The organism is Micromonospora sp. NPDC000316 (assembly GCF_042898885.1).
In the GTDB taxonomy this organism is placed as follows: Bacteria; Actinomycetota; Actinomycetes; order Mycobacteriales; family Micromonosporaceae; genus Micromonospora.
Map to the genome: position 1 here is coordinate 533287 of NZ_JBIAZG010000002.1, position 14460 is coordinate 547746.

General features: G+C 67.5%; 15 protein-coding genes. 12 read left to right on the forward strand and 3 right to left on the reverse strand.

Annotated features, from left to right (window positions below; genetic code table 11):
- Window positions 1–264 precede the first annotated feature (264 nt).
- The 6 genes from amcA (ACFY2Q_RS07055) to ACFY2Q_RS07080 are packed head-to-tail and all read left to right on the forward strand — an operon-like array spanning window position 265 to window position 3390.
- Window positions 265–426, forward strand: a complete 162-nt coding sequence (gene amcA, locus ACFY2Q_RS07055; RefSeq protein ID WP_387128245.1) for a multiple cyclophane-containing RiPP AmcA — start codon at window positions 265–267, stop codon at window positions 424–426.
- Window positions 423–770, forward strand: a complete 348-nt coding sequence (locus tag ACFY2Q_RS07060; protein WP_387128246.1) for a hypothetical protein — start codon at window positions 423–425, stop codon at window positions 768–770. Before amcA (ACFY2Q_RS07055) ends, ACFY2Q_RS07060 begins: the two co-directional genes overlap by 4 nt.
- Window positions 767–1903, forward strand: coding sequence for a cyclophane-forming radical SAM peptide maturase AmcB (gene amcB / locus ACFY2Q_RS07065; RefSeq protein WP_387128247.1), 1137 nt, complete (start codon window positions 767–769; stop codon window positions 1901–1903). The genes ACFY2Q_RS07060 and amcB overlap by 4 nt, the downstream gene beginning before the upstream one ends.
- Entirely contained in the window at window positions 1900–2082 is a 183-nt protein-coding gene (gene amcA / locus ACFY2Q_RS07070; RefSeq protein WP_377568327.1) for a multiple cyclophane-containing RiPP AmcA, read from the forward strand. Before amcB ends, amcA (ACFY2Q_RS07070) begins: the two co-directional genes overlap by 4 nt.
- Window positions 2083–2142: 60 nt before the next feature.
- A complete protein-coding gene (locus ACFY2Q_RS07075) occupies window positions 2143–2805 on the forward strand; it encodes a pentapeptide repeat-containing protein (RefSeq protein ID WP_387128248.1) in 663 nt (220 codons plus the stop codon).
- Between the two features lie 15 nt (window positions 2806–2820).
- Window positions 2821–3390 (forward strand): kinase, encoded by a 570-nt coding sequence (locus ACFY2Q_RS07080; RefSeq protein ID WP_387128249.1) that lies wholly within the window; start codon window positions 2821–2823, stop codon window positions 3388–3390.
- Between the two features lie 114 nt (window positions 3391–3504).
- Here the strand turns inward: ACFY2Q_RS07080 and ACFY2Q_RS07085 are convergent, their stop codons facing one another.
- A complete protein-coding gene (locus ACFY2Q_RS07085) occupies window positions 3505–4017 on the reverse strand; it encodes an HAD domain-containing protein (RefSeq protein WP_387128250.1) in 513 nt (170 codons plus the stop codon).
- A gap of 476 nt (window positions 4018–4493) precedes the next feature.
- Here ACFY2Q_RS07085 and ACFY2Q_RS07090 point away from each other — a divergent pair, with 476 nt between their 5' ends.
- From ACFY2Q_RS07090 to ACFY2Q_RS07105, 4 genes are all read left to right on the forward strand, one after another.
- Complete coding sequence (locus ACFY2Q_RS07090) at window positions 4494–5381, forward strand: replication-relaxation family protein (RefSeq protein WP_387128251.1); 888 nt, start codon at window positions 4494–4496, stop codon at window positions 5379–5381.
- A 381-nt stretch (window positions 5382–5762) separates the two neighbouring features.
- Window positions 5763–6680, forward strand: coding sequence for a DUF2637 domain-containing protein (locus ACFY2Q_RS07095; RefSeq protein WP_387128252.1), 918 nt, complete (start codon window positions 5763–5765; stop codon window positions 6678–6680).
- Complete coding sequence (locus ACFY2Q_RS07100; protein ID WP_387128253.1) at window positions 6655–7062, forward strand: hypothetical protein; 408 nt, start codon at window positions 6655–6657, stop codon at window positions 7060–7062. Before ACFY2Q_RS07095 ends, ACFY2Q_RS07100 begins: the two co-directional genes overlap by 26 nt.
- Entirely contained in the window at window positions 7059–8531 is a 1473-nt protein-coding gene (locus tag ACFY2Q_RS07105; protein WP_387128254.1) for a tyrosine-type recombinase/integrase, read from the forward strand. Before ACFY2Q_RS07100 ends, ACFY2Q_RS07105 begins: the two co-directional genes overlap by 4 nt.
- A gap of 293 nt (window positions 8532–8824) precedes the next feature.
- On the opposite strand, the gene ACFY2Q_RS07110 is transcribed toward ACFY2Q_RS07105, so the two are convergent.
- Window positions 8825–9010, reverse strand: a complete 186-nt coding sequence (locus tag ACFY2Q_RS07110) for a hypothetical protein (protein WP_387128255.1) — start codon at window positions 9008–9010, stop codon at window positions 8825–8827.
- A gap of 93 nt (window positions 9011–9103) precedes the next feature.
- Window positions 9104–10177, reverse strand: coding sequence for a hypothetical protein (locus ACFY2Q_RS07115; RefSeq protein WP_387128256.1), 1074 nt, complete (start codon window positions 10175–10177; stop codon window positions 9104–9106).
- A gap of 303 nt (window positions 10178–10480) precedes the next feature.
- Here ACFY2Q_RS07115 and ACFY2Q_RS07120 point away from each other — a divergent pair, with 303 nt between their 5' ends.
- The gene (locus ACFY2Q_RS07120; protein WP_387128257.1) at window positions 10481–13657 is read left to right on the forward strand and encodes a helicase-related protein; all 3177 of its coding nucleotides are present in this window, start codon (window positions 10481–10483) and stop codon (window positions 13655–13657) included.
- Window positions 13654–14430 carry a DUF4391 domain-containing protein gene (locus ACFY2Q_RS07125; RefSeq protein WP_387128258.1) on the forward strand — a complete coding sequence of 259 codons (777 nt, stop codon included), beginning with the start codon at window positions 13654–13656 and terminating at the stop codon, window positions 14428–14430. Before ACFY2Q_RS07120 ends, ACFY2Q_RS07125 begins: the two co-directional genes overlap by 4 nt.
- The last annotated feature ends 30 nt before the right edge of the window (window positions 14431–14460 follow it).

The window sequence follows — 14460 nt, forward strand, 5'->3', positions numbered from 1 at the left end:
GCGTGTGTCGATGTCGGTGTCAGGGATGACTGACAGGGAGCTGCAGATGGAGGGATCGATGAGCGGCGCACCACACCACGGCTTGGGCCGCTGGCTCGGCCCTTCCATGAGCGAACTGTCTCGACGCTTTCCCCGCTTGCGTACCGCCATGAGGGCTGCGTGGGTGGGTGATCGGCGGTCTGCTACCAGCCGCCGTGATGCGGCGGCGGGCTCGCCCTTCCCCCGGCGAGCCCGCCGCTCATCGTCCCTGGTGGGGGTGGCGGCATGACGGTGTACGTCTCGCGTAACGCGATGGCCGGCCAGTCCCGGCGCCCCGAGCCCAGGTTGACGTCCTCACAGGGGCAGGTGCGCGCTGATCCTCCGCTGCTCACCTTCGTGTGGCGTCGGCTGTTCGAGCAGCAGGCCCGAGAGGGCGGTCGCCGGTGACCGGGCAGCAGCGCCGTCTCGCGGCGAACCGGCTCGCGCCAGCCGAGGTGGAACATCTGCCGATGCGCCCGCTGTGGCTGTGCCGCCGATGCGGGCAGCCGTGGCCCTGCGGCGCAGCGAAGCTCGCGCTCCTGGCCGAGTACCGAGAATTGCCGGTGAGCCTCTTCCTCTACCTGGCCGGCTGCCTGCACGACGCGATCGACGACCTGCACCGGCTCAACCCGAGCGTCACGGGCAGCGCCGCCGACATGTTCGACCGGTTCCTCGGCTGGCCCGCCCGCCACACCCGCGCCTACCGCGTCAGCACCACCACGGCCGCCAGCATCGAAGAGGCCTCCTCGTGAACGGCATCGGCTTCATCAATGCCACCGGCCAGCCGGCGATCGCCGGCAGCTTCCACACCCTGATCGTGCAGCCGACGAGCTTCTGCAACCTCGACTGCACCTACTGCTACCTGCCCGACCGGAGATTCCTGCGCCTGATGAGCGGCGCGGTCGCGCAAGCCTGCGCCGAGTCGATCGCCCAGCAGAACAGCGGTCATCCCGTGAGCGTCGTGTGGCACGGGGGCGAACCCACCGCCACACCCATCGGGCTGTTCCGGGGCCTACTGGCCCCGTTCGAGGAGCTGCGGCGCGCGGGGATGGTGCGTCACGAGATCCAGACGAACGCGACGCTGATCAACCGACAGTGGTGCGAGCTGTTCACCGCCTACGGGTTCGAGGTCGGGGTCAGCATCGACGGACCGGGCGCGTTGAACCGGAACCGCCTCGACCGGGCCGGCAACCCGACGGACGCCCGGACCCTGCGCGGCATGCACACGCTGGCCGACGCGGGGCAGAGTTACTCGGTGATCTGTGTGGTCACACCGGAAACCATCGACCACGCGGAATCCCTCGTCGACTTCTTCACCGGCCTGCCCGGCTGCGAGTCGGTCGGCTTCAACATCGAAGAGCAGGAGGGCGCCGACCGGACACCGGTGTCGGAGAACGCCGCGTACCAGTTCTGGCAGCACCTCATCGCACGTCGCGTCGGCGGCAGCCCGCTGCGGATCCGCGACGTGGACCGGCTGGCCGACTACCTCGCCGCCACCCGCGCCGGAAACGTCGACCACGCGCCGTACGAACCGATCCCGACCGTCTCTTGGGATGGGCAGGTGGTGCTGCTGTCACCGGAACTGCTCGGCATCACCGAACCGCGATACGGCCACTTCATCGCCGGCAACGTCCTCCATCAGCCGATCACCGCCATGCTCGCCCGCGCCGGCGACCTGGACTACGTCGCCGAGTTCGTCACGGCCCTCAACGACTGCGCCGACCACTGCGCCTTCTACGACTTCTGCCGTGGCGCCCAGGCCGGCAACCGCTACTTCGAGCACGCGACGTTCACCGCCCGAGAGACCACCTACTGCCGCACCACCCGACAGGCCCTCGTCCGCGCCGCCGCGGATCACCTCACCCCTCAAGGAGGAGCACCATGACCAACGCACTCGCGACCCTCATCAACGCCGCACCCGAGCAACTCGCCCGCCTCGGCGTCGACCCGCAGCGGTCGGTAGCGTCGATCGACGCGGCGAAGTTCGACAACCGCCCCACCTGGGATAACAAGGGTAAGTTCGACAGTCGACCCGGCTGGGACAACTGGAACAAGAAGAAGTAGCCCCACCACGGGACGCGCGGGGGTGCGTGCCCACCCCGCGCCCACACAGGTTGAGGACACATGCGCACCACCACGATCGGCGACGTGAAGGTCCTGCTGCCGGACCTCGAACCGGACGACCTCGACACCACCACGGACCTGGCCGACGGCCTCACCGAGGCCCTCGTCGAGGGCACCGCGTGGCACGGCTCGCACCTTGAGGACGCCCACATCCGCAGCAGTCTGATCACTGGCGTGGACCTGAGTGAGAGCACCTGGGAAGCCGGCAGCCTCTACGGCTGCGAGATCACCCGCACCGACTTCTCCGGCGCGACCCTGACCGGCATCACCATCGAACGCTGCGCCATCAGCGGCTCCCGGTTCACCGGCACCAGACTCACCGACGTACGCCTCAAGGATGTCCTGTTCAACGGCTGCCGCTTCGACTACGCGACCCTCCAACGCGTCACCGCCGCCGGCTCGGTCGCCTTCACCGATTGCACTCTCACCAACGGCGCGTGGTCTTCCTGCCGACTACCGCGCATCGCGCTGCGATCCTGCGACCTGTGTGGCCTGGAACTGGACTCCTGCCACCTCGACGGCACCGACCTGCGGGGCAGCCGACTCCAGGGCCTCAAGACCTCGCTGGACAACCTGCGCGGCGTCACCCTCGGCGAGGACCAGCTTCCTGACCTCACCCAGCTGACCGTCGCCGCTCTCGACCTCACCGTGCGCAACGACTGAAGCCGAGGAGGCATCGTGCTCGCGGAACCCACCGGCAGCCCGGACACGATCCTCGTCTGCATCCGGGGCAACTCCGGCTCAGGCAAGAGCAGCATCGCCCGCGAGCTACGACGCCGGCACGGCCGGGGCTGCGCCCTGGTCGAGCAGGACTACCTACGCCGCATCCTGCTGCGCGAGCGGGACAAGCCCGGCGGCGCCGCACCCGCCCTGATCGGGCAGACCGTGCGGTTCGCGCTAGACCACGGCTACCACGTCGTGCTGGAGGGCATCCTGCACACCAGCCGCTACCGCAGCATGCTGACCGCCCTGCGGAACGACCACCGGGGCCGGTCGCTGTTCTGCTACCTCGACGTGTCCCTGGCTGAGACCCTGCGCCGGCACCTCACCCGCCCGCAGGCTGGTGAATTCACCGCCGAGGACATGGGCGGCTGGTACGCCGCCCATGACGTCCTGGGCTGGCCCGACGAACTCGTCCTACCCGAGACCACCGGACTGGACGAGGCCGTCAAGACCATCGCCGCTGTGGCTGGGCTACCCCAGACCGGACGCGACGACGACCTGCTACCGAACGTTCCGTCCTTGTAGAGCAGCTCAGCCGGCTACCGGTGTCCGCCGTTCCGGCGCACCGTTCGCCAACGTCGGTCCCGAGTGGCCAGACAGCCCGCCCAGCACGGCGACTGCGACGGCGTGGAGCTCGCTCTACCGCGCCCGCCTGAGCCAGCTCTCGATGACAGTGAAGTCGTGCTCGGTCGACCCGCGACGGGGATCGACCCGATGCAGCAGAGCCGGACTTGGGTGATGAGTCGATACCCACTGTTGATCGGCGTGGGAGATCTCGTCGTCGATCCAGACGAAGGGGCGTCCCTGCGCCCATTCGACCAGCCCACGGGTCTTCCAGTGCAGGGGCCCAATCTCGTCGGAGTCAGGCCAGTCGACGACGGGCAGGGGCGGTAGCCCGAGCAGGGGTGCGAGCACGTCGTTCGCGTCGTTCATCCAGGTCGTCGCCCACACGAGATCACACGGGAGGACCTCCAGTCGGCGGCCGTGTTTCGGATCGACCTTGTGCAGCAGGGGATGGGCGTCGGCCGGTAGGGCCGGTGCCTCGGTGTGGCCATGCGGCATGCCCGGCGGAGCCGCCGTGAGGGCGCCGAACGGGATGAGGGTGCCGTCCACGTCAAGGAACAGCAAGGGACGCGGCGCAGGGTCCGACATGACCCAAGAGGCTAGCCCTCACCCCGTCAACGACTACCTCCGCGCTTTCCCAAGGCCATTCGTCTCGCTGCTAATCCGTGCCCGCAGGCGTGCGCCACCGACGGCGACCACGGCAGGGGCGGCGCCGGGATGCACCGGATCCTTTCCGCTCCGGCGCCGCCGGTGACCCGACCACGCCAGCAACACCACATTCCACAGCCTCACCCAAGGAGTTCTCGTGCTTTCGCCGACACCTTCACCTATTGCCGTAGGCATTGGCAGCGAGTTCCGGCTTGATCCCCGCTCGGGGGTCGGGCTTGGCGTCAGCGTTGACGTCAGTCTTCAGCCGGACTCCCGAACCGACCCCCTGTTTCCTCTCACATCGCAGGTCAGCTCGTCTGTCAGTGTCGTCGGCTTGTCCTGCGACAGACCCTGCCTGGTCTCGGGTCTCTCCCCCTGGGGCTGGCATTCCCTACTGGGGAAGGAGGTGGTAGCCGGTGGATGATCCAGTCCTCCGGGTCCAGTCCCAGCTGACCGGCCGTGACCGTGTGCTGCTCGGCTGGTTGTACGACCACGGCGTGTTGACGTCGTTCCAGATCGCGCACGCCTTATTCCCGTCGTTGGACTTCTGTCAGCGGCGGCTGCGGACCCTGTACCGGTTGCGGTTGGTGGCCCGGTTCCGGCCGCAGCGGGCCGACGGCGGCTCGTACCCGTACCACTACGTCATCGACCAGCTCGGCGCCGAAGTCGTCGCTGCGAGTCGGGATGAACGCCCACCCCGGCGGGACCACGCCCGGGTGGAGCGGCGGCGCTGGACCTCGACCCGCAGCCTCGCGCACCGCCTCGGGGTGAACGGCTTCTTCACCGACCTGGCCGGGCACGCCCGCACCCACCTGGGTACCGGCTTGGTGGAGTGGTTGCCGGAGGCGGTGTGCCAGCGCGCCGGCACGTTCACCAGCCGAAAGGATCCGGGGCTGGTGCGGGCGTACCAGCCGCGGGTACGCCCGGACGGCTACGGCCGGTGGCTCGACGGCGGCGCAGAGGTGCCGTTCTTCGTCGAGTACGACACCGGCGCCGAACAGTTGTCGATCCTCGCCGGCAAGGTGGACGGCTATCAGGAGCTGTTCGGCACGCTCGGGCGGGCGTGGCCGGTGCTGTTCTGGCTGCCCTCGGCCGCCCGGGAGCGCAACCTGCGCCGTGTTCTGGCCGACCTGCCGCTGTCGGTGCCGGTGGCCACCGGGGCCCGCGACCACGCCGCGACGGCCGGCCTGGGCCCAGCGGACGCGGTGTGGGCCATAAACGGTGGCGAAGGGCAGCGGCTGCGGCTGGCGGATCTGGCCGGTTACGTCGTTGACGCCCCCAGCGGGGCGGGTGAGGCCGCGTGATCGGCGACGGCACGACGGCGGCGGACAGTACCTCCGCTGAGGATCGGACAGCAACGGCCGGCGTCTGTCACGGACCTGTCGTGAGCAGTTCGGCCAGTGCTGACGAATCTGGGAGAGCACCGGACGTCCGCTCCCACCGCGGCCGGACCGCGTCCCGGTCCCGCGTCTGCGGCGGGCGGTCCGCAGCCAGCGTGCGGTCCCCGTCCCGATGGTTGTCCAACGCCAGGTCGGTCCGCCATCCGGTCCAGCCTCTCGTGACAGGCGGACGGCTCGTTGTTCCGGCCTGGGTCGAGGAGGTGATGGGCCACGACGGCACCGGCCACTGACCCGAACGCGGGGCTGCGGGGTAGCCGCGTCGAGGGTGGCGTCCAGGTCGTCATCATGCTGGCCATCGGCGGCGCAGCCGGAGCGGCCAGCTTCACCCACGTGCACAACGTAGCCGCCGCGCACGGCCAACCCGGCTGGCTGGCCTGGGCAGACGCGATCGTCTTGGAGCTGATGTCCATCGCCTCCGGCCTGGAACTCCGACGCCGCAAACGCGCCCACACCTCCACCGTCTTCCCGGCCACCGTGCTGGCGTGCGCGGTCACCCTGTCCCTGGCGGCGCAGGTCGTCGAGGCCGAACCCTCGGTCATCGGCTGGGTCGCCGCCGCCGTACCCGCGCTCGGGTTCCTCGTCATGGTCAAGATCGCCCTCGGCCGGACCAGTACCGCCACGCCCGCCCCTGACGCGGCGGTTGTGGACTACCGACCGGATGAGTACGGGCGGACCGTTTCGGACAGCGGACCGGATGAGACGGTGCGGTCCGCGGTCACGGCGGGGGAGCGGTCTAGCAACCGGACCGTCCGCTCACCGGACGCTCGTCTCGGACATGGCGGACAGGACCGGCGACGGCGAGCGGACCGGGGACCATCCCCGCAGCCGTCCCGCACGGTGGCCGAGCTGCTGCCAGCGGCGCGAAAGGTTCGGGACCGGCTCGCCGCGGACGGGCAGGCACTGACCCGGGCAGCGCTCGCCGAAGCGCTGCGCGCAGCCGGTCACTCCGTGTCCAACACCCGAGTATCCGAACTCCTCAAGGCCCTCAAGGTCGAGTCGTCGGCACCACCCGGACTGATCGTCAGCCCGGTCATGCCGACCAACCCGACGCCACCGCCTCTGTCACCGGAGCGGCGCAACGGCGGCCTAGCAGCCACCCCCGCGCCGGTCGACCTCGGCGGAATCGCCCCGCCGATACAGCCCAGTCATCCCTCTCGCGACCAGGAGAAGCCTGATCATGAACAGCCCCACGAACCCCGCTGACCAAACCATCCGTGCCACGACTGACAGCACCACCACCACCGCGCCTGGCGTCGGGCAGGTGTGGACGATCGAGCGCATCCGCGCCCTCGGCGTGACCACCACCCTCGCCACCACCGCATCAGTGCTCGGGATCAGCCGATCCCAGGCGTACCGGCTCGCCGCCACCGACCAGTTCCCTCTACCGCTGATCCGGGCCGGTAGCCGCATCATCGTCCCGGTCGCCGCCCTGCTCCACCTCCTCCAACCCGAACCCAACGCCACCGGCGGTGGGCGACTTGAAGCCGACGCGAAGGTGAGCGTGGATGCGATGACCCCGCCACCAGCGGATTCCACCCGGCCCCGCTGGCGGCACCACAAAGAGCATCCAGGAGACGATGAGTGAAGGGATCCACCTTCAAACGCTGCGGCTGCCGCGACAGCGTCACGGGCCGGCGACTGGGACGCACCTGTCCCCAGCTTCGCCGGCCCGGCGGCGGCTGGTCCCGTACCCACGGCCACTGGCACTGGCAGATCGAAGTGCCCGCCCGCGCCGACGGCACCCGCCGACCGCTCCGTCACGGCCCCTACGCCACCCAGGCCGACGCGGACGCCGTCCTGGACCGCATCAGGGCCGCGCTCGCCGTCCCCGATCCCACCGACGCGCACACCACGGTCAAGACCGGCGACCTCATCGAAACCGCCGTCAAGACCGGCGCGCCGGTTCCCGCCCCGGACCAGGTCCGGCGGGCGCTGCACCTGGACATCACCCCGACCGAGCTACCCACGATGCAGGCGTACCTGACCGACTGGCTCGCCGGACGCAAGAACATCAAGACCGGCACCCTGCGCTCCTACGAAGGACACATCCGGCTGTACCTGACCCCGCACCTCGGCCACCTACGCATCGACCGGCTCCGCCCCGGCCACATCGACGCCATGTACGACGCCATTGCCGAGCGCAACACCACCATCGCCACCCTGCGCGCCAGCCGCGACCCCGCCAAACGCGCTCAAGTCAAGAACCAGCGGATCGTCGGCCCCAGAACCCTGCACGTCATCCACGCCACCCTGCGCAAAGCCCTCAACGACGCGATGCGCCGCCACCGCTACATCGACACCAACCCCGCCCTCATGATCGAACTACCAGCAGCCAGACCACCCAAGCCCACCATCTGGACCGACCAACGCATCCGCACCTGGCGCGACACCGGCAAGACCCCCAGCCCCGTCATGATCTGGACCCCCGAACACACCGGCAGATTCCTCGACCACACCCACGACGCCGGTGACCGGCTCTACGCCCTGTACCACCTCATCACCTTCACCGGCCTGCGCCGAGGCGAAGCCTGCGGCCTGCACTGGGACGACCTCGACCTCGACGCCCACACCCTGACCGTCCGCTGGCAACTCGTCCAACACGGCTGGGCCACCGCCATCGACACTCCGAAAACCACCGACAGCGAGGCCGCGGTCGCTCTCGACACCGAGACCGTCGCGGTACTGCGCGCCCACCGCACCCGGCAACACCGCGAACGCCTCGCCGCCGGTGCCGCCTGGACCACCACCGGGCTCGTGTTCACCACGCCCGCGGGCGGTCGGCTCCACCCTGCCGACGTCACCGACCACTTCCACCACCTCGCCACCCAAGCCGGACTACCACCCATCCGACTCCACGACCTCCGCCATGGTGCTGCCACCATGGGACTGGCCGCCGGCGTCCAGATGAAAGTCATCTCCAACCGACTCCGCCACTCCAGCCCACACTTCACCGCCAAGTTCTACGGCGACGTCCTACCCGAACTCTCACACGCCGCCGCCGAAGCAACCGCATCCGTCGTGCCGCGTCGACGTGGTACGGCAAGGCTGGCGTAATTCGCAGGTGGTCCACCGGTCGTCAGCGTAGGGCCAGCCAGCGGCGTCGCCGGCGCGGTACTGCAACGAGCCTGTTCGTAGCGATCTGCAAGGTCCTCCGGCAATGACCCCGACCGCTGCCGTGATCCACACCGGGCGCGCTGGGTGGTCAGCGGAATGGTGGGACTCTGGCCCGCCCGGCGCTTGCTGGCGAGATCATGGCGTGGTGCTCGTCGGCAGCGCGGGTCGGTGGTTATTCCTTGGTTGGAAGACGGCTTCGCCGCCGGGCCGGGATGCGCGAGCGCCGTCTGGTCTTACAGCCTGTCGAGGTCAGTGACTGCGGCCGGGCGGGTGACGAGGTGAGCTTTCGCGGTCGGCGGCACGGGCTCCGCGATACCCGAAAGTTCAGCCCGTACCCCGACGAATCGCGCGTTGATCTCGGGCCGCGGGCGGCCGAGGTCGAGCGGCCCGAGCCGATCGAGGAGTTCTTCATCGGTCATGGCGATACCCTGCAGGGAGCGATGCTTGCGCCTTCCCCTGGTTACATCGGCAGGAAGCCGACGCAACCCCGACTCCGAGGCCGGGCAGCGCGGTCAGGCCCGCGCCGGGGCGAGCGCCGCAAGGGCCCGGCAGAGGGCTTCGGCGTCGGTGATGGCCTGCCGGCACAGCTCCTCGCTGATCGTGAGGCGCTGGCCGATCCGAGCAGTGCTGGACGGGACCTTCGTCAGGAACTTGGCGTCGACCAGCCCGTCGTTGTGGGTGAACACGTGCCGGGTCGCCCAGAACTCGATCAGCCGCTGCCACCGGTCCGCATCAATAACGGTACGCAGGTCCGGGTACCCGGCGTCGATGAACAGGTCGGCAGTGTCGTCCAGCCGCTGGAAGACGTTGCCCTTGCCGCGAAGCCGCTGATCGGCGTCCGCGACCACGTCGCGGAAAACCGCCGAGCCGAGTGCCTCCACCACCCCGACCAAGTTCTTGAGGGTGTCGACCCACAGCCGAGTGAACACGCCTTGTTCGCGCAGGCTGGCAGCCGTCTCCGCTGGCAGCTGTGCCAAACCGTCGAGGCGCGCGGTCTCAGCGCCCAGCGCGTCCAGCGCAACCACCATCGCCGGAAGTTGACCGCATACCGGGCAGAACCGGTGCTCACCGAACACCGCGTACCGCAGCGAGCAGCTGGCGCAGGTGCGGACCCGGATCAGCTTTTCCTCGTCGATGCCCGGCAGCGGCTCCGGGTAGAACGGCTCGGACCGGTAGCGAATCTCAACATCGATCCCAAACCCGGACCGGTAAGACCGGCGCCGTGGCGACCTGAAGCTGCTGAACGCCTCGTCGAGCGCCTGCCCGACCATCTGCATCCCGAGATCCTCGGCGGCGCGCATCGCCCGGTCGAGCTGCTGCTGGGTCATAAACTCGCTGTGATCCGCGTGGTGGCCGCAGTACACGCACCACAGCTGCAGATCGTCCGGCAGCGCCTCGTAGGCATCACCGTCGACGCGGAAGATCTGTCGACAGCTCGGGCACTGCCGGCCGAAGAATCCGTGCTCGTCGCTCGGGATGCTGACCCGCATCTCGAACGAGTCGCCGTCACGACCAACGATGCTGGCACCCGGCGCCACCCGGAACTCGTCGCTGCCATCCCACGAACCGCCGGTCACGTTCCACATAGCTGCCGATTCTGCACCGCAGGTACGACACATGCGCCACCGATTTGCCGAGAAGTAAGGCTCCCATCGACGACGCCGCCTTCTCCCGTTCGTCCGTCGGGCCGCACCGGCGAGCGCATGGGCGCTGGCACCGGATCTTGGCCGATCTCAGCTCGCCCCGCAAGGCCCACCCTGCCGACCGTCGATTTCACCCGCCCCAGGCGGCTACCGTGTGACCGGCCAGCCACACGGCGTCGATAGGGTCGGCGTCATTCGTGGCCCGCACGACAACGAACCCACCCACACCCCGGAGGTTCAGCCTTCATGGTCCCCAGCGACGCAGGCCATGCGATCGTCCGTTTGCGTAAGCACCTGACCGGCGCCACGCGGCTGGACTCGCTGTCGGAGTCGCTCTCCCTCTTCGTCTACGAGGCGCTCCAAGACGAGCTGGCCGACGTCGACCTGCGTCTGCTTTTGCACGGACATAGTCTCGAGGAGTTCCCGCTCAACGGGCTTGAGGAAGAGAACCTCAAGCGTGCACGGCTGGACCAGCACCGCATCGCCCACGCCTTCGTGGGTTGGGCCGAAGAACATCTTCAGACAAGAGCGCTCAAGCGCCGTACTCGCGGTACCTGGACGAGCGTCAATGGCCCTTTCCCCTATGTAGTCGACGGCGCAGGTCTTGAGGCCGAGAGCTTGGGCTTGGTGGCATCCCAGGACCTGTATTTCCCCCTCGAGACCACGGACGCAGACAAGGTGGCGCAGGCCGTCGTCAACTTCGAGCGGATGTGGTACGACGACGCGACCACCCGCACCGTCCAGGAGGAGTTCCTCGACGCTGCCCGAGCTCTCTTTGAGGACAGGGCCCCCGAGTCCGTTTACCTGCGTGTCCTGACCTCCTTATTCAAGGACTTCATCGAGGAATCCGGCGAGGAGACTGCCGGACGCGGCAAGACCGGCTTCTACGACTCGGTCGTGTGGAACAAGCTCTACAAGTTCCAGCGCGACGGTGTACTCGGTGCGATCGAGAAGCTTGAGCGCCACAACGGGTGCATAATCGCCGACAGCGTGGGCCTGGGGAAGACCTTCGAGGCCCTCGCGGTCATCAAGTACTACGAGTTGCGTAACGATCGCGTCCTCGTCCTGGCCCCCAAGCGGCTGCGAGAGAACTGGACTATCTATCGCAGCAACGACAACCGCAACCCGCTGGCCAAGGATCGCTTTAACTACGATGTCCTCAACCACACGGACCTCAGCCGCGCCAGCGGGCTGTCCGGGAACATGGACCTGGCGAACATCAACTGGGGAAACTATGACCTCGTCGTAATCGACGAGTCCCACAACTTCCGCAACAACCCGCAGGTCAAGGGCCGGACGACCCGGTATGAGCGCCTTATGAACGAGGTTTTCAAGACCGGTGTCAAGACCAAGGTCCTCATGCTCAGCGCCACGCCCGTGAACACCCGTTTGGCCGATCTCAAGAACCAGGTACTGTTCGCTACCGAGGGCGACGACCAGGCTCTGGCCGCAGATGGGATTAAGAGCATCGAGGCGACTCTGGCCAAGGCGCAGAAGCACTTCAACGATTGGCAGCGGACGCCCGCGGCCACCCGCAGTACGAAGTCACTGGTCGGCACACTCGGCATGGACTACATCCGCCTGCTAGACCTGGTCACGATCGCCCGTTCGCGCAAGCATATTCAGAAGTACTACGGGACCAAGGACGTGGGGAAGTTCCCCGACCGCCTGGCCCCAATCAACCTCACTCCGCCCATCGACTCGGCCCGCACGATGATCCCGCTGGAGCAGATCAACCGGTCGATCCTGCGCCTGAACCTGGCAGCCTACAAGCCCACCTCCTACGTGAGCACCAAGTACGAGAGCAAGTACGCCGCCATGTACGACCAAAAGGTGCGCACGGGCGGTCAGCGTGTGTGGAAGCAGACCGACCGCGAGAACAACGTGGTCCACCTGCTGCGAGTAGGGCTACTCAAGCGCTTGGAGTCGTCGGTTAACTCCCTGGGTAAGACCCTCGACAAGATTCTCGCCACGATCGACAGCGCGATCGCCAGCATCGACGCCTACGAGGCGACCGGGAGCGAGGGAACTTCCATCGACAGCCTCGCCGACCTGGAGAACATCGACCTGGACGACCCCCTGTTCGAGGACACCGTCGGCGGCAGTGTCAAGGTCTTCCTCGCCGACATCGATCGGATTAGGTGGAGGCAAGAACTTCAGCAGGACCGGGACACCATGGCAGCACTGCTAGCCGAGGTGAGGGCGGTCGACGCCACGCGCGACGCCAAGCTGGCCCAGCTCAAGCAGTTCCTGCGCAACAAAGCCGAGCACCCCACCAACGACGGAAACCGCAAGGCCCTGGTCTTCACCGCGTTCAGCGACACCGCTGACTACCTCTATAATCACGTGGCCCGCTGGGCCAACGACAATCTTGGCGTGCACGTCGCCCTGATCACCGGCCAGACCAACCGGACTACGCTCCCGATGAAGCCCACCCGCATGATCGACGTGCTTACCGCCTTCTGCCCGCGCTCCAAGGGCGGTGATCTGGCTTCTCCGCAAATCGACATCGTGATTGCCACCGACACGATTTCGGAAGGCCAGAATCTTCAGGACTGCGACACGGTGATCAACTACGACATCCACTGGAACCCTGTGCGTATCGTCCAGCGTTTCGGACGCGTGGACCGCCTGGGTACCACCAACACTAGCGTCCAGCTTGTCAACTTCTGGCCGAACATGGACCTGGATGCCTACATCAACCTCGAGACGCGCGTGTCCAGCCGCATGACCCTCTTGGACGTCTCCGCGACCGGCGAGGAGAACATCCTGGACGTCACGTCCGGTGGTATGAACGACCTCGACTACCGGCGCAGGCAGCTGCAGCAGATGCAGAACGCCGCTCCCACGATGGAAGACCTAGCTGGCGGCCTGAGCATCACCGACCTGACCCTCTCCGACTTCCGTATGGACGCCGCTGCACGCCCCCGCGAAGAGATTCGGGAAATCACCGGGTGGCCCTTGGCCCTGTTCGGCGTCACCCGCTTCGACAAGACCCTGGCCGACGACGGGCTCGCGCCCGGTGCGGTCTTCATCCTGCGAGTGCGAGACGACGCATTCACCTTTTCCAAGGCCTACCCGCTGGCCCCCTACGTGCTCGCCTACGTGACCGACGACGGCAGGCTTGCCCACGCGATCGAGGAACCCAAGCTAGCCCTCGACGTCCTGCGCCACCACTGCCTGGGCAGCACCGAACCTGATGCCGCTGTCCTTGCCGACTTTGACAAGGCAACCAGGTCGGGCAAATCCATGAAACACTACCGCGACCTGCTGAACATGGCGGTCCGAGCCGCTTCCGGCAACGCCGAGGAGAGTATGGTGGCCTCCCTGTTCTCCGCCGGCCCCTCCCAGCTGGGCACGGACGCTACCGCGCCTGGCCTGGAAGCCGTAGACCTGGTCGCCTGGTTGGTGCTCTTCCCATGACCGTCACCGACATACCTCACGAGCACAACGGTGTGAGCTTGCTGGGTCTGCCCGACGAGGCACGCCAGCAGCACCGCATTACCAAGAAGATGCTTGCTGCCCAGTTCGAGGAGCAGGCACCTGGGGATGCAAGACTGATCACCAAGGCGCTGACCTCAGCGCAACTGGTCGGGATCCTACGCCCCGAGACCATCCAGGTACCCAAGTACGAGGACGCGGAACGTGCCGTCGTCGACGTCCCGGTCCTGGAGGTCGTCCTGGCCGACAAGACGTCATCGGCCGACTGCACTCGCGTGACCGAGCTCGTGCACCGCAGCATGGCCAAGCCCGTAGTGCTCCTCGTCCACATGCCTGACGGCACCACGGTGCTCTCCCTGGCGCTCAGCCATGTCAGCCGCACGGACCCCACCCGTTCGACCTCCGTAATCGACGCACACGTCATGGTGCCAGCCCGGCAGATCGAACAGGGAGCCCTGCATCTGGATCAGCTCGACCACACAAACATGTGGACGCTGTATCGCGACCTCGTGCGTATCGCCGCAGCCGACGGCCGCCCCGCCAGCGTAGCCCTGCAAGCAGCCGACGCCATCGCGCTGCGTCGACGGCTGACCGACCTCAAGACCGAACTGACCACCGTCGCACGGAACGCCAAACAGGCGAAGAACCAGCAACGACGCATTGAGCTTAACGTGAAAGCACGGGGGCTACGCACTCAGATCGAGGGTGTCCGAGCCACCCTCTACAGTCCCAATGACAACCACGGCGCCAGCTAATACGAGCGGTACCCCTCCCCCCCCGCAGAA

Bases quoted from the DNA above. Each gene is read 5' to 3' on its own strand.
- ACFY2Q_RS07085 (WP_387128250.1), bottom strand. From the start codon at position 4,017: ATGTCGGACCCTGCGCCGCGTCCCTTGCTGTTCCTTGACGTGGACGGC.
- ACFY2Q_RS07095 (WP_387128252.1), top strand. From the start codon at position 5,763: ATGCTGGCCATCGGCGGCGCAGCCGGAGCGGCCAGCTTCACCCACGTG.
- ACFY2Q_RS07110 (WP_387128255.1), bottom strand. From the start codon at position 9,010: ATGACCGATGAAGAACTCCTCGATCGGCTCGGGCCGCTCGACCTCGGC.
- ACFY2Q_RS07120 (WP_387128257.1), top strand. From the start codon at position 10,481: ATGGTCCCCAGCGACGCAGGCCATGCGATCGTCCGTTTGCGTAAGCAC.
- amcA (WP_377568327.1), top strand. From the start codon at position 1,900: ATGACCAACGCACTCGCGACCCTCATCAACGCCGCACCCGAGCAACTC.
- ACFY2Q_RS07125 (WP_387128258.1), top strand. From the start codon at position 13,654: ATGACCGTCACCGACATACCTCACGAGCACAACGGTGTGAGCTTGCTG.
- ACFY2Q_RS07075 (WP_387128248.1), top strand. From the start codon at position 2,143: ATGCGCACCACCACGATCGGCGACGTGAAGGTCCTGCTGCCGGACCTC.
- ACFY2Q_RS07115 (WP_387128256.1), bottom strand. From the start codon at position 10,177: ATGTGGAACGTGACCGGCGGTTCGTGGGATGGCAGCGACGAGTTCCGG.
- ACFY2Q_RS07100 (WP_387128253.1), top strand. From the start codon at position 6,655: ATGAACAGCCCCACGAACCCCGCTGACCAAACCATCCGTGCCACGACT.
- amcA (WP_387128245.1), top strand. From the start codon at position 265: ATGACGGTGTACGTCTCGCGTAACGCGATGGCCGGCCAGTCCCGGCGC.